General features: G+C 44.7%; 19 protein-coding genes. 5 read left to right on the top strand and 14 right to left on the bottom strand.

The genetic code is table 11. The features are described from left to right. Nucleotides 1-3 precede the first annotated feature (3 nt). The 3 genes from sfnG to ACLHG7_RS14020 form a co-directional block, all read right to left on the bottom strand. Nucleotides 4-1,116: a dimethylsulfone monooxygenase SfnG gene (gene sfnG / locus ACLHG7_RS14030; protein ID WP_410211600.1), complete on the bottom strand. Its 1,113-nt coding sequence runs from the start codon at nt 1,114-1,116 to the stop codon at nt 4-6. A 27-nt stretch (nt 1,117-1,143) separates the two neighbouring features. Further along, nucleotides 1,144-1,731 carry an FMN reductase gene (gene msuE / locus ACLHG7_RS14025; protein ID WP_410211599.1) on the bottom strand — a complete coding sequence of 196 codons (588 nt, stop codon included), beginning with the start codon at nt 1,729-1,731 and terminating at the stop codon, nt 1,144-1,146. A gap of 87 nt (nt 1,732-1,818) precedes the next feature. Further along, a complete protein-coding gene (locus ACLHG7_RS14020; protein WP_410211598.1) occupies nt 1,819-3,015 on the bottom strand; it encodes an acyl-CoA dehydrogenase family protein in 1,197 nt (398 codons plus the stop codon). A 283-nt stretch (nt 3,016-3,298) separates the two neighbouring features. Between ACLHG7_RS14020 and ACLHG7_RS14015 the strand changes: the two genes are divergently transcribed. Then, nucleotides 3,299-4,402, top strand: a complete 1,104-nt coding sequence (locus ACLHG7_RS14015) for a DUF6670 family protein (protein ID WP_410211597.1) — start codon at nt 3,299-3,301, stop codon at nt 4,400-4,402. A 70-nt stretch (nt 4,403-4,472) separates the two neighbouring features. Here ACLHG7_RS14015 and ACLHG7_RS14010 read toward each other — a convergent pair whose 3' ends face one another. Then, the gene (locus tag ACLHG7_RS14010; RefSeq protein ID WP_410211596.1) at nt 4,473-5,336 is read right to left on the bottom strand and encodes a LysR family transcriptional regulator; all 864 of its coding nucleotides are present in this window, start codon (nt 5,334-5,336) and stop codon (nt 4,473-4,475) included. A gap of 207 nt (nt 5,337-5,543) precedes the next feature. Between ACLHG7_RS14010 and ACLHG7_RS14005 the strand changes: the two genes are divergently transcribed. Continuing rightward, nucleotides 5,544-7,103: an MFS transporter gene (locus tag ACLHG7_RS14005; protein WP_410211595.1), complete on the top strand. Its 1,560-nt coding sequence runs from the start codon at nt 5,544-5,546 to the stop codon at nt 7,101-7,103. 59 nt (nt 7,104-7,162) lie between these two features. On the opposite strand, the gene ACLHG7_RS14000 is transcribed toward ACLHG7_RS14005, so the two are convergent. Beyond that, the gene (locus ACLHG7_RS14000; protein ID WP_410211594.1) at nt 7,163-8,032 is read right to left on the bottom strand and encodes a transporter; all 870 of its coding nucleotides are present in this window, start codon (nt 8,030-8,032) and stop codon (nt 7,163-7,165) included. 54 nt (nt 8,033-8,086) lie between these two features. Continuing rightward, nucleotides 8,087-9,265, bottom strand: a complete 1,179-nt coding sequence (locus ACLHG7_RS13995) for an acyl-CoA dehydrogenase family protein (RefSeq protein WP_410211593.1) — start codon at nt 9,263-9,265, stop codon at nt 8,087-8,089. Between the two features lie 545 nt (nt 9,266-9,810). On the opposite strand from ACLHG7_RS13995, the gene ACLHG7_RS13990 reads away from it, so the two are divergent. Both ACLHG7_RS13990 and ACLHG7_RS13985 read left to right on the top strand, forming a co-directional pair. Further along, nucleotides 9,811-10,221 (top strand): cupin domain-containing protein, encoded by a 411-nt coding sequence (locus ACLHG7_RS13990; RefSeq protein ID WP_410211592.1) that lies wholly within the window; start codon nt 9,811-9,813, stop codon nt 10,219-10,221. Nucleotides 10,222-10,379: 158 nt separating this feature from the next. After that, the gene (locus ACLHG7_RS13985; RefSeq protein WP_410211591.1) at nt 10,380-11,000 is read left to right on the top strand and encodes a LysE family translocator; all 621 of its coding nucleotides are present in this window, start codon (nt 10,380-10,382) and stop codon (nt 10,998-11,000) included. 35 nt (nt 11,001-11,035) lie between these two features. On the opposite strand, the gene ACLHG7_RS13980 is transcribed toward ACLHG7_RS13985, so the two are convergent. Next, complete coding sequence (locus tag ACLHG7_RS13980) at nt 11,036-12,373, bottom strand: solute carrier family 23 protein (RefSeq protein WP_410211590.1); 1,338 nt, start codon at nt 12,371-12,373, stop codon at nt 11,036-11,038. A 541-nt stretch (nt 12,374-12,914) separates the two neighbouring features. On the opposite strand from ACLHG7_RS13980, the gene rutR reads away from it, so the two are divergent. Then, nucleotides 12,915-13,670, top strand: a complete 756-nt coding sequence (gene rutR, locus ACLHG7_RS13975) for an HTH-type transcriptional regulator RutR (protein ID WP_410211589.1) — start codon at nt 12,915-12,917, stop codon at nt 13,668-13,670. Nucleotides 13,671-13,721: 51 nt separating this feature from the next. Here the strand turns inward: rutR and ACLHG7_RS13970 are convergent, their stop codons facing one another. From ACLHG7_RS13970 to ACLHG7_RS13940, 7 genes are all read right to left on the bottom strand, one after another. Then, nucleotides 13,722-15,065 (bottom strand): DUF3108 domain-containing protein, encoded by a 1,344-nt coding sequence (locus ACLHG7_RS13970; RefSeq protein WP_410211588.1) that lies wholly within the window; start codon nt 15,063-15,065, stop codon nt 13,722-13,724. A 115-nt stretch (nt 15,066-15,180) separates the two neighbouring features. Then, nucleotides 15,181-15,732 carry a DUF2799 domain-containing protein gene (locus ACLHG7_RS13965; protein ID WP_410211587.1) on the bottom strand — a complete coding sequence of 184 codons (552 nt, stop codon included), beginning with the start codon at nt 15,730-15,732 and terminating at the stop codon, nt 15,181-15,183. A gap of 66 nt (nt 15,733-15,798) precedes the next feature. Further along, nucleotides 15,799-16,815, bottom strand: coding sequence for a DNA polymerase III subunit delta (gene holA / locus ACLHG7_RS13960; protein WP_410211586.1), 1,017 nt, complete (start codon nt 16,813-16,815; stop codon nt 15,799-15,801). A gap of 60 nt (nt 16,816-16,875) precedes the next feature. Next, nucleotides 16,876-17,394: an LPS assembly lipoprotein LptE gene (gene lptE / locus ACLHG7_RS13955; protein WP_410211585.1), complete on the bottom strand. Its 519-nt coding sequence runs from the start codon at nt 17,392-17,394 to the stop codon at nt 16,876-16,878. 120 nt (nt 17,395-17,514) lie between these two features. Then, nucleotides 17,515-20,157, bottom strand: coding sequence for a leucine--tRNA ligase (leuS, locus tag ACLHG7_RS13950; RefSeq protein ID WP_410211584.1), 2,643 nt, complete (start codon nt 20,155-20,157; stop codon nt 17,515-17,517). A gap of 166 nt (nt 20,158-20,323) precedes the next feature. Beyond that, nucleotides 20,324-20,797 (bottom strand): DUF4124 domain-containing protein, encoded by a 474-nt coding sequence (locus tag ACLHG7_RS13945; protein WP_410211583.1) that lies wholly within the window; start codon nt 20,795-20,797, stop codon nt 20,324-20,326. Between the two features lie 112 nt (nt 20,798-20,909). Further along, nucleotides 20,910-21,278 carry a hypothetical protein gene (locus ACLHG7_RS13940; RefSeq protein WP_410211582.1) on the bottom strand — a complete coding sequence of 123 codons (369 nt, stop codon included), beginning with the start codon at nt 21,276-21,278 and terminating at the stop codon, nt 20,910-20,912. Between the last annotated feature and the right edge of the window lie 305 nt (nt 21,279-21,583).

Here is a 21,583-nt window from a genome sequence, read left to right as displayed (position 1 = left end):
GTTTTAGGCAGATTTACGTTGTTCTTCAGCCGCTTCCAGTTCACGAATTAAGGGCAGTACGTTTTTGCCAAAGTACTCAACTTCTTCATGAAAATGCAGGAATGCAGACAACACTAAGTCGACTCCAGCGGCTTTTAGGGCAATAATCCGTTCCGCAATCTGCAGTGGTGTTCCAATCAAATTGGTTTTGAAGCCGTCGTTGTATTGCACTAAGTCTTCAAAACTCGATTTAGCCCAGTTTCCTTCGCCTTCAGGGGATGACTTTCCAGCCTGTTTGGCGGCATCACCAAAAGCATTAACCGCCTCAGGATCTGCTTTTTCGATGATTTCAGCGAGCACTGCGCGTGCTTCTTCTTCCGTATCTCGAGCAATGATGAACGCATTGACACCCACCTTAACGCTATGGTTGTTTGCGGCAGCTTTTGCACGAATATCATCGACTTGAGTTTTGATGCCTTCAACGGTATTACCATTGGTGAAGTACCAGTCGGATACACGAGACGCCATATCGCGCGCAGCGCGTGAGCTCCCGCCCTGAAAGATTTCAGGATGCGGATGTTGTTGGAGTGGTTTAGGTTTTAAGGTGTAGTTATTAAAGCGATAGAAGTCGCCACTAAAGCTGAAGTTATCCGTAGTCCAAATGCCTTTTAGTGCACGGATAAACTCTTCAGAACGGCGATAACGCTCATCATGCTCTAGCCAATGCTCACCGATAGCCGTGAATTCACCTTTAAACCAACCACTGACGATATTGACGGCGATACGGCCATTGGTCAGTTGGTCGATGGTGGCAAGTTGCTTGGCTGCAACAGCTGGATTCCATGGGCCAGGTAGCAAGGCTGCGATCACTTTGAGTTTTTTGGTCGCAGCAAGCAGTGCGTGGCTAAAGGCGACGGGTTCGTGCTGAAAGTCGGCACCATAACCCGCTGTAAAGCGGATTTGCGAAAGGGCATATTCGAAGCCATTTTCTTCCGCGAGTTGTGCCAGTTTGATGTTGTAATCAATGTCCCAACTGGTACGTTGTTCGATTTTACTGACAACGAGTCCACCGCTGACATTAGGAACCCAATAGGCAAATTTAATCGGATCGGCTTGAGTAGTGTTATGAGTGCTCATGATGAATTTCCTTTTAAAAATAATTTGTTAAAGTTGGGCGAGAAAGGGTTGACGTAACACCGCTTGCTTACGTGGGTCGGGCTGGAGTAACCAAGGCAAAGCACGGTTGACTGCAAGTTCAATACGGTTTTGCAGTGCATCGTTATTGATTCGATAGTCGGTAAAGTCTTTGTCTGTGCCATAGACACCGATCGGCAGCGTCAATGATTGGAAGAAGCTGAATAGCGGTCGTAGTTGATGATCGATGACCAAGGCGTGCCGCTCACTGCCGCCTGTTGCTGCGAGTAAAATAGGGGTATCGATCAACGACTCATGGTCAACAAAATCAAAGAAATGTTTGAACAGCCCTGTATATGACCCACGGTAAACGGGTGAGCCTACAACTAAGAAGTCTGCGACCTCGATGGCTTGGATTTGAGCATAGATATGAGTAGGCAGATCTGTACGTGATACCACATTGGCCAGTTGTGGCGCGATATCGCTTAATTTGACAAACTGGACTTCGATTGGCAGCGCAACGGATAGTTCACTGACAATGGCTTCGACCAAGGCATCGGTTTTTGAAGGTTTATGCAGTGCGCCTGATACTGCGACGACTTTAAGGGGCTTGCTCATTTTGTTACTCCGTACATATTAAAAATTCAGTTAAAACAAACAAAAAGCATGAATGAAATTCCATAATCGCTGCTAAATCAGCAACCACTACGAGTAAAAGGTTGGTCTGGGTGGTTGATCATTGAGTGTCCAATCCCCAAGTTCGCGAATCTTGTAATCAATGGGATCATGGAGGGTATAAGTCCGTAGGTTGCGCCAGAATCGATCGAAGCCGAGTTCTGCTGCTGTTGATCGTGCGCCCATGATGTCGAAGATACGGGTTGTGATATCGAGGCCACCACGTCCTGAAACGACTTTTGCGGTTGCAATCGCGATGGCAACTTCGGCGCGTTCACTTTCGGTTAGGCGGGTATCGCGTGCCCATGCACGATCAAGTAGTTCTGCCGCACGATTATTTAAGGCTCTGGCGGATTCCAGCGTCACCCAGAACTCGCCACTGCGCTCAAGCGCATAAGGATCATTGGGTTGACGGTCCGCAGTGGATAGAAGCCAACGACGTGCTTGGGTTTGGGTGTAGTGTTTGGCCGAGTTAAATGCACCCTCAGCAATGCCTAAGTAGACATTGGAGAGGATCAACTGGGCAATCAGTGGGCGAAGCGTGGCAAAGGTATTACCCAGTGGACCAGGATTAACCAGAATTTCATTTTCTTCTACGCGTACTCGATTGAAATCAGCACTACCACTGTCAGTTTGGCGCTGACCAATATTGCTCCAGTCTTCGTAGAGGGTGATCCCTGCGCGTTGCGTTGGGATTGCGGCAATGACAAGGCGGTCTAGGCCATCCTGGCGTGCTGAAGCGATTAGCATGTCTGAGTCAAGAGCACCTGAGCAAAAGCTCTTTTTACCGGTAAAGTCGCGCCATCCTTCGTGTTGGACACTGACGGTTCGGGTATCAAGAGGGTTGAGAGCATTACCCCAAAACCAGTTTTGAGACACTGTTTGCTCAAAGAGATATTCCCACTGTTCAGGACTGCCAAAGAGGCGAACCGTGGCAAGCATGAGATGCTGGAAGGCATAAACATGTGCAATGGAACTATCGGCACGGGCAATAATCCGGACGGTCTCTAGCGTCTCTGCCCAGCTACCACCCAGACCACCGTATTGAGTCGGGATACTGAGCGTGAGTAAGCTACTGTCACGGATGATGTCTCGTTCAGCTTTAGGGGTACCGCCGATACGATCACGTTCGATCGCAGTTTGCGCTAACCATTCAGATAGAGATGTCGCAATCAAAATTGGACTATCCGTCACGACAGTAGGTTTCTTGGGTTGGTTAACAGACATGAAATGCTCCACAGCAAAAACAACGGTGCTTAGTTGTCTTTACTATTGCAGAGAGCGTGCCAGTTTTAATATATTGATTTTATTGATATAAAATATTAAATGTTGCTGAGGAAACAGCGATTATTGTTGAAGAGGTGTTGCTTTGGCAACAGTTGGTCTGCTGATTATTTTGCTTTATAGGTAGACCCTACAGACTTTGATGAGATGGCGTTCTGGTCAAAAGCTTCGTGTTTAAGTGCGATATGCTGCATATTCCTGATCAATAATGTATGGAGAGCTGCACGTGAATCAAAATTTAGAGCCTGTCTTGGGCACGCATAAAGCCATGGTACTACTGGCGAATGCATTGACTAAAGTAGGCTTGCCATTACTAGACAGTGCTGTGAAAGCATCTACGGTTCCTTTTACAACTCCTGAAATGATCCGCCCAAATATCCATTCCAAATATTATGGCTGGACACACTATGGTATCTTCTTTCCTGATTTGCCAACGCCTCATAAATATTGCAATATCATGACTTTGCTAGGGGCTACGGGAGCTACTATTTTTGATAATGATTATTTGATTAAGACTGACCCTCGGGATACGGCAACGTTTTTTTCTTCAACGGCAGCTAAAGGTGTTTACCATTATCAAGCCTACTCAATCGCAAATGAATGCCAGATAGTTGAAGAGGGCTCGCTGATTCAGTTTGGAGATCATCTCACCATTTCGGGGACTTATCCTGAATATCACGTTCGTGCGACCTATGGTGATTTTCAGCTAGATGTCGCTATCCAGTGTACGGATCAGGTGGGGTGGTTTTTACGTAATGTGATCTATGATCATTTCAGCTTACTCGCCAAATGCTCTGGAACGATGACGTATGCAGGTGTCACGACACCCATTGAGCGTCTATGCACATTTGAATATGCACGCTGTGTCAGTCCACATTCCGTGACCAAAAAGATTCTGCCAGATTCATGGAAACTGCCGATTGATTTCTTCACTTATCAGATTATTAATGCAGATGAATCAACGCAGATTTTGCTGACGGACGCACGTTCGCTTGGGACATCCGCTTTCAAGGGGATTCATATCCGTAGCCTGACGGGAGATGCACAGATTCATGTCAATGATGTCGACTTTAAGATCACTGCATATCAAGATAAGCCAGCTATCGACTCTGAAGGTCGAACCATGCGTTTACCAAAGACATTCTCATGGGTTGTCAGAGATAAAGGTCAAGCCATTTTAAGCATTAACTGTACGATTGATGCGGAATGGCGATATGGGCATGGGCGAGGCTATGCCAGTTGTTATCGTTTTACAGGAGAGTTCAATGGCAAGTCGTTTGACGGTCAAGGGTATATTGAATATATCGATTGTGAAACGTTGAGTCAGTGAATGTAGAAATAGCCATCTTGTTTCACTTACGGAGTCATCAATGTCCAATTGCACGCGATGACTCTGTTTACTATTTTAATGGCAAGCGATTGGTGCTTCCTCGAAAAGAGGCGACCAGGGTCTGGAGCGCGCCGCGGACTGATGGATCCACTAGACGAGAGTGCAGAACGACTTCCGAGTCTGGAAGTGCAGGAAAACCATATAGATGCCCCACTTCGACCGTATCTGCGGGTGCAACACTATGAGCAACGGCAGCTACGGCCAGACCGGCTGAAATGGCGGTTCCAATCGCCGTCATACCCCCTCCAATAAACACTTCAGTCCAAGCAATCTCAGCTTGATCAAGGATTTGTGTCACTAGAGTCCTGACTCGGCAGGAACGATCTAAAGAGGCAAGTCGTAAAGGCTTACCGACACAATACTCCCAGTGCGGAGCAGCGAACCAGCCAAAACGTTCTCGAATCAATAATTCTCCTTCTCGAGGATCATCCTCGCGGCGCACGATAACTGCGTCCAATTCCCGTTTATCGTAAGCATTCATGAGATTACAAGGGGAATCAATATGGATTTTAATGATTAATGAGGGATTGTAGTCATTCAGGTGGGCAAGCAATGTGGGGAGGCCAGGGCTAGTGACTTGGTCACTGATACCCAATGAAAGGGGTCTTAAGCCTGTCGATAGGCTGGATAAGGCAAGCTCATGAGCGCGAATGAAGTTGCGTGCAGGATTAAGGAAAGCACTGCCATGCATAGACAACTGAACTCGTCTGGGGGTTCGCTCCAAGAGGCGATAACCTAGGCTATCCTCTAAACGTTTAACCTTAACGCTGATCGCTGCTTGAGATGTCCCAATAGCCTGGGCAGCCTTGGTAAAGCTCCCTAGATCCGCGACCAATACAAAAGCTTGAACAGCCTCAACGTCCAGTACACTCACAGTTAGTTATCCATATTTGTTATGACTGAAATAGCTATACATATGTTTATATTATTATCCATTCTTTGCATACTAGCGTCAACACCGCGGCAACTGAAAACGGCTGTTGAATATATGGCAGAGCAAAGCATTGTTGTTTCTTTAATAGATGCTCTTTTCTATGCGTATTCTTCGAATAAAGTTCACTTTAAAATAGGTAGAAGCGCTATGACTTTTTCCTCCTCAAAAATGAGTACACATGCTCATCCACGTCAAAATATGATTGCACTCGTTGCGATTTGTTTAGCAACGTTGATGTTTTCTTTAGAAATTTCCAGCGTGCCCGTGATCTTGCCGACACTTGAGGTTTTATGGCATGCAGAATTTAAAGATATGCAATGGATTATGAATGCCTACACGATTGGTTGTACGACAATCCTGATGGCAGCAGGAACTTTGGCTGATCGTTTTGGGCGAAAGCGTATTTTAATCATCACATTAATTTTATTTGGGATCGCTTCGCTCATTTGTGGCTTGGCTCAGAATGTCAACGTATTGATCTGGGGACGATTCTTCCAAGGTATTAGTGGCGGCGCAATGCTCATTTGCCAGATTGCAGCGCTCTCTCATCAGTTTCAGGAAGGAGCAGAACGTAGCCGCGCATTTGCCATATGGGGAGTGATCTTAGGTATAGGCTTAGGGTTTGGCCCCATCATCGGTAGCATGATCATTGCGCTACTCAATTGGCAGTGGGTATTGTTGATCCATGTGCCGATAGCTGCTATTGCTGTCTTACTTGTCTCCACTCATGTGATTGAGTCCAAAGATCCTGATGCCAAAAAACTGGATATCTGGGGAGTTGTGACGTTATCTCTTTCTGTATTCGGCTTTGCCTACTTTATCACTCAGGGGCCAGAACTTGGTTTTGGCAGTACTACAGCGCTTGCCATATTCGTTGCATCAATCTTTGGTTTGTTTCTCTTCTGGACGGTTGAACAGAAGAATCCTTATCCGATGTTTGATTTCTCTGTCTTTAGAGCTCGTAATTTCTCGGGTGCGATTATGGGATCAATCGGCATGAATTTTAGTTTCTGGCCATTTATCATCTATTTACCGATTTATTTTCAGAGCGGGCTTGGATATGACGTTGTATCAACTGGCCTTTCATTACTAGCCTATACGCTTCCAACGCTGGTGATCCCTCCAGTGGCAGAGAGACTATCACTGCGTTATCAATCCGGAATCATTATTCCATTGGGGTTGTTCACTATCGGGCTTGGTTTTATGTTGATGTGGTTTGGTGCGAGTGTGACCCATGTCAGTTGGCTCACTATGCTGCCAGGTTGTGCCTTGGCTGGAGTGGGATTAGGTCTAACCAATACTCCGGTTACTAATACTGCCACAGCTGCTGTATCAAGCTCTCGTGCAGGAATGGCATCAGGAATCGACATGAGTGCACGCTTGATCACCTTAGCGATTAACATTGCATTGATGGGGTTCATTTTGCAAGTTGGTGTGATGTCCTATCTCAAGAGTGCATTAAATACGGCCTTTAACCCCACACAATTGCTGTTATTGTCCACAAAAATAGCATCGGGGAGTTTAACGTCGCTTACACAGAGCTTTCCTGCGTTGTCTGTATTGGATTCAACAGGAGTGATAGCGCATGCTGCATTAAACAGAGGCTTTACGCTGGTTATGCTGTATGGTGGACTCGGCGTCTGGATATTAGCTTTTCTAAGCTTCTTGATCTTTAATGTTAAGAGACGTCAGGTTGTTATCAACTGATGATATAAAAAAGAGCATGAAATGCTCTTTTTTATATATATGCACTTCTCAATAAGATTTTAAAAGATTTGCAGCAATCTGAAGTTCAGACGATTGTCTTCTTTAAAGCCGTTCTCAACTTTAATATCACGGCCATAGGTCAAGATAAATTGCGTTTTAGGCGCGACCCAAAAGGCACTGCCGAGCCAAAATTTACTTTGAGTCGTTGCATCACTTTTAATACCATTTTGTTTGGTCTCACCGGCATCCGCATAGGAGATCCCGGCACGGAGGTCTGCTTTAGGGCTCAAGAAATAGCGTGCATTGGTTTGAACCTGATAACCCAAATCCTGTTTTAACGTACCGCCAACGGCATCAGAGTTATCGCCATAAACAGTGACATCCCCTGCAACATCCCAGGCAATATCCGGTGTTAGACGGGTAGAGTAGGCAACTTGTAGTGTCCCTTTATAGCGATTTTCGCCCAAATTTAAGGCTTTGTTACGGTCATAGCTGCCTGTTGGCAAGTAGAGATAGGGGGCGATTGCAAAGTAAGTGTGATTGACCGTGTCATTCACCAGCCACGTTGGAATCGCCAGAATCGCGTCACCAAATCCGCTGGCTTTGCCTAGTCCACTGGCATCGTCTTTGGCTTTAAGTTGGCCAAAAGGCAGTAGGATTTGAGGCAGTGTTAATATGCCACCAATATCGGTGTAATGCACCAGACGCGCAATACCGATATTCGAGTCGAGTTCATTATGTCCTGCAACTTTGTCACTACCGCTATAAAGACTGCCGCGCTCTGCATGCTGAAGATAGAGTAGTCCTGCGGTCGTGCCCGCAGGCGCAGTGTCATAGTCCCCCGCATCAAGATCAATGGCTTGAGCGAAAGGTGAGATTGCCGCAGTAATGGTGAGTAACGCAATGCTGAGTTGTTTAGTCTGAATCATGATTGTTTGTCCCCAAGACAAAATTAAAAAAAAGGAAATGGTTTAGTTAAGAATTTATTCGCCGCCAGCTTCAAATAGCTCAAGTGGTAAGCCAACCTGACCTTTGCCAATCCACTCACGGGCGATGTTGTTGGATGGACCCATGCCAATACCAGCGCGTGCATCCCGGAAGAGACGTTCGAGCAGGCCACGCTTGTAGCCATAACCGCCACTGATATCGAGCGCGAGACGTGCAACTTTGTTGGCAACCTCAGCCGCATGAACCTTGAATTCTGTGAGCGGTAGTAGGATTTCACCTTGAGGGCGTCCTGCTGCTTCAAGTTCATTGAGTTGACGTGCAAGGTCTGCTTGCCATGGGCCTAAGCTTGAAACAAGAATTTTGGCTTCGCCGATTTGTTGGCGGAGAACTTGATAATCTGACAGGCTGCGATTGAAGTCTTGATGGGTGGTACGGGTTGCATACTTGACCACTTCTTCCAGTGCTGCTCTAGCAACGCCATGCCAAACTGCGCCTAAGCCGATTAAATAAACAGGCGAAACACCGTGATAGATGATGTCTTTGCCTTGGTTTTCTTCTCCTAGGCGATCTTTTTGCGGTACGTTGACGTTTTCATAGCGGATCGGACCACTGTGATTACCATGAACGCCCAGCGCTTCCCATACACCTGATTTGATGCCCGGATGCTTACCATCTGCGATAAAGAATGAAATCTCTGTTGGTCCTTTTGCTCCAGGGGTACGCGTTTGTACAAGATAATAATCTGCTTGACCTGAACTCGTGGTAAAGGATTTTTCAGCATTTAAAAGATAGTCATCACCATCTCGCGAGGCTTCACTAAAGTTGTACCACCAGTGACCACCAGATGCTTTTTCACTGGTTGAGTAGGTGCCGACTAGACCATCACGCGCAGTTTTGAGCCAGCGTGTCTTCTGATCTTCATTGCCGTAGAGCTGAATAGTTTTAAATGCGCCTGAGTGCATAACATAAACCAAACCAGTTGATGCACAGGCATGTCCAATTTCTTCAGAGGCTATCGCAAAAGAAACAAAATCGAGTCCAAGTCCACCGTCTTGTTTAGATAAAAAAATGCTATTCCAACCTGCTTTTGCCAAAGCATTTAAGTTTTGGCGAGGGTAGGTATAGGTTTCATCGATATGCGCTGCATTCGGGCGGATGGATTCATCTGCCAGTTTGCGAATATCAGTACGTACGCTGTTGTAATCGATCGTCATGGTTATCTCCGTTGAGTTTAAAAAATAAGGGATGAAATGCTGGTCATTTCGGGGAGGGGATAACCAGCACGCCATGCACTACGGATAGAGCAATCGATATGCCAAATTTAATTCATTGTTTTTAATAGTTTATTTTTAGTGACTAGGATGAGTTGCTGATCAACATGCAATAGTTTGTTGAAATGATGCTGCTGTGGAAGCAAATTGAAAAATTACGGGTGTTGGCTGAGCAACAATACGGACTGCTTGCCAAAAATTTAGCCAAAAAACGATCTATATTGCTTTTGAGTCTTAATTTATCGTTATATTTTCGGAGGATCTGCGCAGAGGTGTTGCTACAGCAACAGATTCGAGAAAGTGATGGGCGCTAGTTGCTGCTCCGATGGCACGTCAAGTGATTCAACAATATCTTTTTATCCATATATTCCCTATCGAATAAATGGATTGACCTTAAAAAAATTACTGTTTAGTTTGTTCATAACAGATTGATCTACCGATGAGAGGGCGTAATGAAAGTATTTCCCATCTTCATGATATTGATTTCTATGAGGGTAAGCGCAGAGCCCTTAGTGCTGCATCCTGATCAGTTGTCGGCAATTACCGTCTCTCCAGGTGTGACTCTCAAAGAGCTAACGGGACGTAGTGCTCCAGACACAGCAAAAAGTGATCTTAATAGCGTTGCTTTATTTCATCTAGAACCCGGTAGAGCCAGCGCATGGAGCTATAACAAAATTGGAGAAGAGTCCTTTTTCATTTTAAAGGGTCATGGCATGATTTGGACTGGCAACTACTCGCAGGCAGTGAAAGCAGGCTCATTTATCTTGGTTCCACCCAGCACAGTGCGCTCCATCCGAGCTGCCCAGAATGAGTCATTAGAGTTTTATGCGATCACTTCACCCGCATGGAGTAAAGAGGATGATGTCTTGACCTCTGCACCTGAGGGTGCACCTCAGTAGCCGCACTTTTTTGAGCACGGCCCTAATGCCAATTGATAATATAACCATATGTGAATTTGTACCTTCAGTTGACAGAGCTCCGCATGTGTTTATTCTTTTCATTGACTGAAAGTGCAAATGGTCTTGCTTTGCATCATTAATTTATAAAAGAAAAATTTATGTTCGACATTCAAAACTATGGCAGCTTTATTGCCGCAATCATGATTTTCCAATTGATCCCTGGTCCTGCCACATTCGCTATCTTAAACGCAACATCCAAAAATGGACTAAGCGCAGGGTTTGCGGCCGTTGTTGGGACGCTGCTGGGTGATTTATGTTTTATGGTTGCCGCAGTGGTTGGTTTAGCCGCAATCATGCAAGCCAATCCAATCATCTTTCAAGGGCTCCAGTGGTTTGGTGCTGGTTATTTGTTGTGGATGGGGTTTCAGCTTATAAGCACGAAAGTGCAAAGTCTATCAACTCGTCCTGAGCCTGTTAAATCGGCTTGGGTCTATTTTAGACAAGCATTTGCCGTGTGCATGACAAATCCCAAAGCAGTTTTGTTCTTCGTTGCCTTTTTTCCTCTTTTTTTGCATCCTGAATCATCACGTTTGACATTATTGATCATGATGCTACATGTAACAATTTTGAGTTTTCTTTATCAGGCAGGTTTGGTGCTGATTGGCAATCAAATTTCGATTCGTTTGAAGTCCGTTCCTTCAGCAGGCAAAATCGCCAGCAGGGTTGCTGGCGGTGCGCTGATTTGTTTTGCCGTGAAACTAGCGATTCATAATCTATAATTCGCCAAGAAACACTGACTAAAACAGAGCAGTCTTTATGAGATCACGGGGTGATTAGATGTTGCATTACTTTTATGACTGCTATTGGAGCGCCAATTCAATAGGGCGTATAAGGCGATGGCAATAAACGTCGCCGTACCAATTCCACCGAGATTGAAATGACCGATGTGAAATGCAAAATTACCAGCACCGCAAACCAGAGTCACTGCGGCGACAAGGAGATTACAGTTATCACTAAAATCAACCTTATTCTGAATCCAAATTCGGGCACCCGCAACTGCGATTAAACCAAACACCACAATTGCAGTCCCCCCTAGAATAGATGCAGGGATGGTATGAATAAGGGCGCCAAATTTAGGGGAGAGTCCCAGAAAAATCGCTACTCCAGCAGCGGCGACAAAGACCAGGCTTGAGTAGACGCGCGTAGCCGCCATAACGCCTATATTTTCTGCATAGGTGGTCATCGCTGTACCTCCAACCGAGCCGGAAAGAGTCGTTGATAAACCATCTGCAAAAAAAGCACGACCAATATAGGGATCGAGATTTTGTCCCGTCATCGCGCTAACCGCTTTGATGTGACCAAGATTTTCCGCAACCAGAATAATCGCAACCGGCGCAATCATGATCATGGCATTGAGATCAAAGACAGGTTGGCTAAATTGCGGAATCCCAAACCAAGCCGCATGGGCTACACCAGTGAAGTCTATGGGTTGACCAAAGCCAAGCCCATTGGTTAATACGATATAAACAATATAAGAGGCAATGAGTCCCAGTAGAATGAGCAATCGCTGCACTAGCCCGCGAGTGAAGATCGCGATACCGCTGATGGACAGCACGGTAATCAGCGCGATGATGGTATCAAAGTCCGACCCAGAAACATCCTTTACTGCAATCGGTGCTAAATTTAAACCGATTGCCATCACGACAGCACCAGTCACAACAGGTGGCATGAGACGCTCGACCCAACGGGTACCGATTGCCATCACTACGAGACCGATGAATGCATACAGGAGCCCGCAAGCTATTGTTCCGCCTAATGCAATGCCGAGATTAGGGTTCGTACCTTGTCCAGCGTATCCGGTGACCGTAATGACTGCACCAATTACAGCGAAGCTTGATCCTAAATAACTTGGAACACGGCCACCAACCAATAAAAAAAATAATAAAGTGCCGAAACCAGAGATAAAGATCATGAGATTAGGGTCAAATCCCATCAGCAAGGGGGCAAGTACTGTTGCACCAAACATTGCAAAGGTGTGTTGTAGTCCCATAAGAAGGGTTTGTGGCCATGGCAAACGTTCATCTGTAGCGATGACTTGACCATCTTGATGCGTTCGACGGATGCTCCAATCAGGGAACCATTTTGTTGCCATTGTTTTCTCCAATGATACGAGCCGTAATAGATGATTACATTGTGGCTCATGATGGGGTTTATGCTAAAAGCGGGTATCGCCTATGCATAAAACTTAAATCACTCAAACATTTAGGAAAAAATAAAATGGCGATCAGCCATATTTAATTTATCCATATCCTAAAAAGTTGATATTTCAACCCTTTGGGTAAAGCAGCAGTTTGATCTACCGTATTTCGATACGACAATAATGCTAAGACTCATAAAAAAGTGCTATAGCACATCATCAGTTCGAAACGACATATGAGTATCGTCGCCAGCTTTGGTCAAATCATAGCGAATTAATCTTGACCAAATGGACTATTTTTTAAGTGTGAAAAGTCGATGGACGATCAGATGAAAATGTAATGTTGATTTGAAAATTTTAATTAGATTGTTTTTTGACCAAACATTAAATGAAATGACAAAAAAAAGAATTATTATTTGATCAATATTGTAGAAAAGTGATCGAAAGTGCGCAGTTTATGGCATCATGCGGTTTTAAGCTGGGGAGCCTAAATATAATGGACAATAATGAGTTAAACGAATCGCAATCTGGTGTGACTGCTGCTAAACCGATACGCGCCATGACCAAAAAAAAATTAGTAAAGGCTGATAGTTCAGTCCAAGCGGATGGTACAGAGTCGAGCTCTTTATCACCGTCTCGTCGTCAACGTTCAGTTGAACTGAAGACGAAAGCGATTAAAGATTCTGCGTTAGCTGTTTTTTCCATGTATGGATTCCATGGGAGTAGCCTTGAACAGATCGCTGAACTCGCAGGCGTTTCCAAAGCAAATCTGCTGTATTACTTCTCATCAAAAGATGATCTATACCTGTACGTACTTAGAGACATTTTATCGGTTTGGATGGCGCCTTTTGAAGCGCTATCTGCAGATCAGGATGCAGTATCATCCATTAAAGAATATATCAAACAAAAACTTGAAGTTTCTCGTGACTATCCACAAGCTTCACGTTTGTTTTGTTTAGAAATGATCCAAGGCGCACCACTTCTGAAATCACTGCTTGAAGGTAAGTTGCGCAAGCAAGTTCGCGAGAAAGCCAAAGTGATCAAGGCTTGGAGTGATGCTGGTCAAATTGCGCCGATTGACCCATTCCATTTGATTTTTACCTTATGGGCAACCACGCAGCATTATGCAGATTTTCATGTTCAAATCGAAGCGATTACTGGAAAAACACTCGATAATGATCGTTTTCTGAAAAGTACGGTAGAGAATATTCAATCTTTAATCATTAATGGTTTACGTCCGCGTAGCGAGTAAACCCGAATGGTTAAGTCAAAAAACCCGCTATGTTAAGCGGGTTTTTTTAGCTCAAAATTCCTCAGTCGTTTTAATAGCATCAGGTAGTTCTGCAGGTGCTTTCGTTTCTGCTTCACTTGCGGCTGCATCAATTTCAGCTTGGCGTTTTTTACCAAAAATGACGGTACCCTCAATCGCAAGCGAGCTCAAACTTTGTTCTATAACTTCACTGCCACGAGTCACTTTGACTTTGACCGGCATATTACGGTAGTCCGGTGCAAGCCATATGTCGGTTGTTATCGGTGAACCGCTGGTGTTGACACCATGAATATGCAAGGTCCGGACCTTCCCGACAGGGAGTTTAAGCAGTTCTTCATCAAGGAGTTCAAAGTGTAGGTTATAAATTCCCGTTCCCAATGTCAGTTGCATGTCTTGTGATTTATCACCATATGCCAAAGCCATTTGAAAACCGATGCTAGCAACATCTTGAATCTTCGTATTGAAGGGAAGCTGTTTTAAATTGCTGGGCTTGCCATAATTGATTATTTTTGCATTGTGGTCAAAATCGACCATACGAATGACATTGCTATTCAGCAGAACACGGAACTGATTGGGCTGTAGTCCTTGTTCTGTTATGGCACCATCACTGGTTACACGAACCTTGAAGCCTAAAGCACTGGCCTTATCCGTAATGCTATAACGTCGACCTTCCATACGCCATTCACTATTCATATTCAGGCTAAAACCATAGCCCGAGGTCTTATAGTTGGCTTGAATTTCCACTGGAAAGGGTGGGGGGGCATCCGATGGTAAGTTTGGCTTAGCTACTGGTTGAGCCGGCGCAACAGAAGGTTCTACATGGACTGTAGTATTGTCGATAAGGGTATTTTTTTGTAAGTCATAGGTTTGTTCACTGTCGTCGTCGTCAAGTGATACAGGACCACTAGGTGATGTCTCAGGTGTTGCGATTAATTTGTCATATAAATCATAATCAGGTTTTGTTTCACCCTTATGGGTCCCTTTAGCCGTTACTTTTTTTGTTTTGCTTGCAGTCGTAGCCTTTGGAACTTCTGAGCGAACCTTTTCTTTAGGGGGCTTTGCAGGTGCGGTAGGCTGATCTTGAATCAGTCTGATGGTCATGATCTCAGAACGTTTTGTTGGTTCGTTATTAGATTTTTGGCCGAGGTTAAGGCTTACTTTAGGTACAGCTTTGGCTTTTTTGCGTGCAAGAACTTCATCTGGGGTTTCTGGATGAATCAATTGAGTGATTTTTTCTCGCAAAGTGTTAATAATATCTTGCCATGACATATCCAAGACTACAGGGATTCCGACGATCAGATGCAGCACAAGCGAAAGTATCAGTGCACTGATGACTAAAAGTCTTCTTTTAGGTGTACGTCTAGCGGAGGTCAGCATATGTCAGCGTTTAGATGAGTATCTATCATGGAGTCTGGTTGCAGAGTGTAGCAAACGTAAATCGTATTTGTGTTGTCTTCATTTAAGTGCCTTACAATTCTCGCGTTAGATATTCTTATAGGGCACCTAACATAATACGTGCCTGCCGAAGTTCAATCACGGCATCTTGAAGTTCATTGGTGAGTTGATATTGTCGCCGTCTAATTTCCTTACTCCGTGTTTCACTTGTTTTTTTGTCTTGTAGTTCATTGCTTAATGAGTTTTGTTCACTATGGAGTTGATCAATTTTCTGATTCGCCTGGTAAACACGTTGTCCCGCCTGGGCAAAGGGGTAGAGGCCGTTTTGCAGCGGCAATGGACAGACATCAAGATGATTACGCCCAGCCAGTGCATCATCTAGGATCCGATGAGGCTGACAATAGTAGCCGACTCCTTGTGCATAACCGAGGCGATAGGCATGGATATTATTGGGGGTGACGACGACTGTATTTTTGCTGCAACTATCCACGCGATCACCAATATTATCAACTCGACCAGCATTTCCGTCTTGTTGACCAATTTTGTTCCAATCAGCAGTTTGGCATTCACCCGCGCTCATCGTTTGGCATCCTGTTAATAAGGCGCTAGAAATAATTACCGTAATCGTCAACTGTTGTTGAATATTCATTATTCGATTTACTCCTCTCACAAATCCTTATTGTTGAGAAACTTTTAGAGATTACGTGCATTGTTTTTATATGGTTTGTCGTGCACTTATTTTTGCGTCAAATAACTGGAGTCCAGCCAAAGCCAGACTGGCTTGCAAGAGCAAATCTTTAGGTTTTTCTAGACCAACGCCCTTAATGGACTGATCACAGCGCAGGAGTAACTCGAGCCAACTTGTCGTCTGTGTACGTTTAATCCGGCGCATGGTTTTTTGATAAAGACTTTGACGGTTAGACCAAATGCCTAAAGACTGATAATTCGGATTGGGGTTATCCAGCAACTGAAGAATAAGACGCATTTCTTTAGAGATCGTCCATAGAATCAAAGATTCAGCTTCGCCAGATTCAAATAAGTAATTTAGAATTTTGACCGTACGTTCGATATCACCCAGTAATGCTGCATCGGATAAATCAAATAAGCTGTAACGTGATTGATCCGAGAGGGCTGGAAGTAGTTTTTCAATATCAATTTGTTCATCAGGCTCACTTAAAAACGATAGGCGAATGAGCGCTTGATGTGCCGCGAGTAGATTATTTTCGGTTTGGGAAATCAGCATCTTCCATGCTTCAGATGTGAGCTCAACCTTCAATGTTTTGGCTTGCGTTGCCAGAAAGTCTTGTCGCTCTCGATCATTTTGTAGTGCGAGAGAAACGACCAATCCGTTGGCATCTAGCAATTGAAAGAATTTCGTTTTTTGAGCCGTGTGATCCTGTTTAGGCATATTGATGATCAGAATGTTGTCACCTGGCGATTGAATAAATCGCTCCAGTGCAGCCATTCCTGCCGCATCTGGCTTATGGTTTCCGTGTATTTCAAGTGCCATGGTACTTGAAAATAGCGACAAATTATCGAGCTGGCCCAGCGCTTCACGCCAGTCTGCACTACTGGTTAAATCCACACGTTGGCGCTCTATATTCTGTTCACGCCAATATTTTCTGCATTGATCAAGCAGACTTTGCGCAAGCAAGGGCTCATCGCCATGCATCAGCCATGCGCCAGAAGCACCGCTGATGCGTTTGCTTGCATTGAGATAGTCTGCTTTCATACAGTTACCATCAAGAGATTATTCCAGCCCAAAACACAAGGTTAGGCGTCTGACGAATCATCAACTCGCTGCTTGCAATGCTGGCAAGCGGCCCGTGGATACTTGTCTGACGATTTGTCGGGCAGCATCTTGGTAAAGCTCAGTTTGTAGCATGGTCGATTGCTGATCTGAGATACTGACCGTGTTGCGATTATACTGATAGCTACGGCGCGAAGTGACTGTTCTGGTTGCTGTAATCGCTTCACCTTGTGCATTTTCCAGGCGATAGTCTGCTTCGACACCAATTTGAATTTCAGTCAATGAACCTGTGAGTTCTTGGCGAGTTGGTCTTACGGCGAGTACATGTAAACGCGGTGAACCTGAATCATCCAGTTTAACATTGAGCGCCGTGAGCTCTGCGCGGATCCACGCTTTCAGTTGTGTACCTTCAGGAACAATGACTTGTAAGTTACGATAGGCTTCGGGCATTGCAAAGTTGCCACTGCCGCGTAGATGAAAGCCGCATGCACCAAGTAATATAGCCATCGAAAATACGATGATGACTCGAAGGTTGTGTTGAACACTGTGCGTGATCGTCATGGCTTTGCTCATCATTGTTGTATTCATATCCACTTAAAGTGGCGAGAATCCAGTTTTTAGACGCTCACCGTTAAATATTAATATTGCAGCGAGTCTAATCGCTGCAGCAGATTAAAACGATTACAGTACCAGATTCACCAGGCGGTTTTTAACGACAATTTCTTTTTTTGGTGTACTGGTTAAAAATTTTTGAATGTCAGGCAATGCTTTTGCCAAAGCCTTTAGTTCCTCATCGCCGATATCTAGTGCGACATCGAGCTTACCGCGTAGTTTCCCATTGATTTGTACCATAATCGTTTGGTTGGCACGAACTAAAGCGCTTTCATCAACCTCAGGAAATAATGCAGTAGTCACATCAATGTTGAATTTTGATAATAAATCTTGGGCAAGATGTGGAGCAAAAGGGGCAAGCATAATCAACAGACCGATCAGCGCCTCGCGCTCAACAATCTGTTCATTCTGATTTTTTGCTTCAAATTTGCCAATCGCATTCGACAGTTCCATTAAAGCTGCAATTGCGGTGTTAAAGGACTGACGACGTTCAATATCATCAGCGATTTTTTGAATTGTTTCATGTAACTTTCTGCGTAAATCACGCGTTGATTCAGAGAAGGCCACATCACGACTGAGAGTAAGCGAAGAAAGATCAGTTTGAACAGATTCTAAATGCTGTGTGGTTTGACGCCAAACACGTTTTAGGAAACGGTTTGAACCTTCAACTCCCGCATCTGACCATTCTAAAGACTGATCAGGTGGAGCCGCAAACATCATAAAGATACGCGCAGTGTCGGCACCAAACTTATCAATAATTGCCTGAGGATCTACGCCATTATTTTTGGATTTGGACATTTTTTCCATACCACCAATAATGACTGACTGACCATCAGCAGTGAGCGTCGCTGACAAAATACGACTACGCTCATCTTTCTCAAGTGTTACATCGGCAGGGTTGATCCATGTTTTTTTACCTGCATCATCTTCACGATAAAATGTATCCGCCAAGACCATGCCTTGTGTGAGGAGACGAGTAAATGGTTCATTGCCTTGAACTACGCCTTCATCACGCATGAGTTTATGGAAGAAGCGTGCATAGAGTAGATGCAAAATCGCATGCTCTACACCACCTACATACTGATCGACAGGCAACCAACTTTGAGCAGCCTGTGGGTCGACTAAACCGTTTTGATATTCTGGCGAGGCGTAGCGTGCGTAGTACCAACTGGATTCGACAAAAGTATCCAGCGTATCGGTTTCGCGCTTGGCTGCTTGACCACAGGTCGGACAAGTTGTCTCATAAAATGATGGCATTTTTACTAAAGGATTGCCTGAGCCGTCAGGGACAACATCAGTAGGCAGCACCACGGGTAACTGATCTTCTGGAACGGGTACCTGTCCACAAGAAGGACAGTTAATCATTGGAATTGGGCAGCCCCAATAACGTTGACGCGATACGCCCCAATCCCGCAGACGGAATTGAACGCGACCTTTAGCTTGATCTTGAGGTTCAAGTTTTTCCAAAAGTTTGACAAATGCACCATCAAAGTCTAGACCATTTAATTCGCCGGAATTGATTAACGAGCCGCGTTCGGTATAAGGCGCATTTGCAGTATCAAAATCATCGGGTGCTTGGATGACTTGCTTGATTGGCAAATTATATTTTTGAGCAAATTCAAAGTCGCGTTCGTCATGAGCAGGTACGGCCATGACCGCACCTGAACCATAGCTCATCAGTACATAGTTTGCGACCCAGACTGGAATATTTTCGCCAGTCATGGGGTGTTGAACAAATAGACCGGTTGCCATGCCTTTCTTTTCAGCCGTCGCTAGATCTGCTTCTGCAACTGAACCCATGCGACATTCGTCATTAAAGGCTTTGAGTGCTGGATTGTTTTCAGCGGCTTTGACCGCGAGCGGGTGCTCAGCGGCGACTGCAACATAGGTGACACCCATAAACGTATCAGGACGTGTGGTATAAACAGTCAAATTGCCGTGTTCAGAAGGGAAGGTTAAGTCCATACCAGTGGAGCGACCGATCCAGTTCTTCTGCATCGCAACAACTTGTGGAGGCCAGTCGGTGAGTGTATCGAGATCATCCAGTAACTCTTGCGCGTAATCGGTAATACGGAAGTAGTACATCGGAATATCGCGTTTTTCAACCAATGCCCCTGAACGCCAGCCACGACCATCAATCACTTGTTCGTTAGCAAGGACTGTTTGATCGACAGGATCCCAATTGACTGTGGAAAGCTTGCGATAAATTAAGCCTTTTTTATAAAGTTGAACAAACAGCCATTGTTCCCAACGATAGTATTCTGGCGTGCATGTGGCAATCTCACGATTCCAATCAACAGATAACCCTAAGGACTTGAGCTGATTACGCATGTAGTCGATGTTTTCAAAGGTCCATTTGGCCGGTGCAACTTGATGTGCAATCGCAGCATTTTCAGCAGGTAGACCAAAAGCATCCCAACCCATTGGTTGTAGAACATTTTCGCCTTTCAAACGATAAAAACGACTGATGACATCGCCAATGGTGTAATTTCGAACATGGCCCATGTGTAGTTTCCCTGATGGATAAGGAAACATAGATAAGATATAGCGATTTTTTTTGCTTTGATCAGGCGTATTGCTAACCGCGAATGATTGGCGAGCATGCCAGTCCGCTTGAATACGCGGCTCTATCTCGCTCGGTTGATACTCCACAGGGCTAGCTTGTGAGAGGGTCTGAGTATTTTGGTTCGGGGTCAACACGGTATCTGTCATGGTACAAAAAGCTATGTCAAAAAGAGATTTGCCATAGCATAGCCGATACCATGCCGAGATTGGGAGTTGCTAAGGTTGGATTAGCATTTTTTTTGCGCATTGGGTAGTTTTTTGCTGTACCTAACGAATTGAGCAGGGTACAGCGGTGGTAAAACGCTTTTATCTTTTATTTCGGACAGTCATTTTGTATTTGGGTGGTTTGTTGCTGTATGCGACTAGCCTTATCTTCTTCGGTTAAGTAAACGCGTTCGCCATCTGCGCCATACGTGCGTAAACGTTGTCCACTTTGAAGTTGAGTCAAAGAGGCTTTTAGTTGCACGCATGCATCGCTGTTTTTTCTACGTCGTTCAGCATCTGCTGCGGCTTCTTCTTTGGATTTGGCTGCTGCTTTTTCATCTGCGGCGACTGCTTTTTGGTTTGCCGAGGAAAGAGCAGACAGTTTTTTGATTTCACTAGCGCTATCTGTAGGGACATGCGTATTAACATCTAATTTCTTGACTTGTTTTTGAGGAGGCGGTGTTTGAGTGTAATGGGTCGAACCCTGTTCATCAGTCCATTTATAAAAAGGTTGGGCATAGCTCATCCCCACACTCATGATTAGCGTTATAACAGGTGTGAGGGTCAGTATCCATTTTTTCATGAGCTAATCCTTGCTTTAAATGTTGTGGTGTTTTAACCATTAATTCGTAGTACTAAAAAGGATTAATGGCATCTTTTACAATATATTCCTTAGACTAGTTGGCTAGCCTCATTCATTTGGCTACCGCTACAGCACCTTCTGTGATGGGCGATGCATTTGTCGGCGCTGGATTAACTGGCGCTGCTATTTCAGGAGCCCCAGCAGGGATTTTGGCTGTTGTGTCTGCAGCTTTAGATGTTACAGATGGTACAGGCGTGATGTGATGACTAACAGAAACCGTTTTAAATTTCTTTTTATTGCATCCCGTCTCCGGTGCAAGCGTGTAGCTCACTGAACCATTACTATCAATTGATTTGCAATATTGTTCCGCATGAGCAACACCAATCGATGTTGTACATAGACTTAGCACTAAAACTGACATAGAAAAAAACTGTGCAGCCCGTCCGTGGCTCATTTTATTAAATAGTGTGAATTCGTGCACTTAAAACACTCCTTGGATTGTGTGCGTGTATATATTAGTCAGGATTAAAGCATATTTTTGCCTAAAAAGGATGTCTTGATTTTTATAATTGTTTTGCTGGCTAGCTCTTGACTGTGGTTGTTAAATTGCCGAAAATACGGGACTGATTTTTAGATCAGTTATTAGACGTCTATGCCGCCCACCCTTTGGCGAGGATGTCTTTTAACTTTGGCGAACATCCGCTCTATCGCGAGCCGCTGTTGATGCTTGGGGCATTCTCATCCGAATGCGCTGTATGTCCTATTCTGGTCACACTTACCAGCTTA

The sequence above is a fragment of the Aquirhabdus sp. genome (assembly GCF_046462495.1).
GTDB lineage: Bacteria > Pseudomonadota > Gammaproteobacteria > Pseudomonadales > Moraxellaceae > Aquirhabdus.
This window is presented reverse-complemented; position numbering and strand designations above follow the sequence as displayed.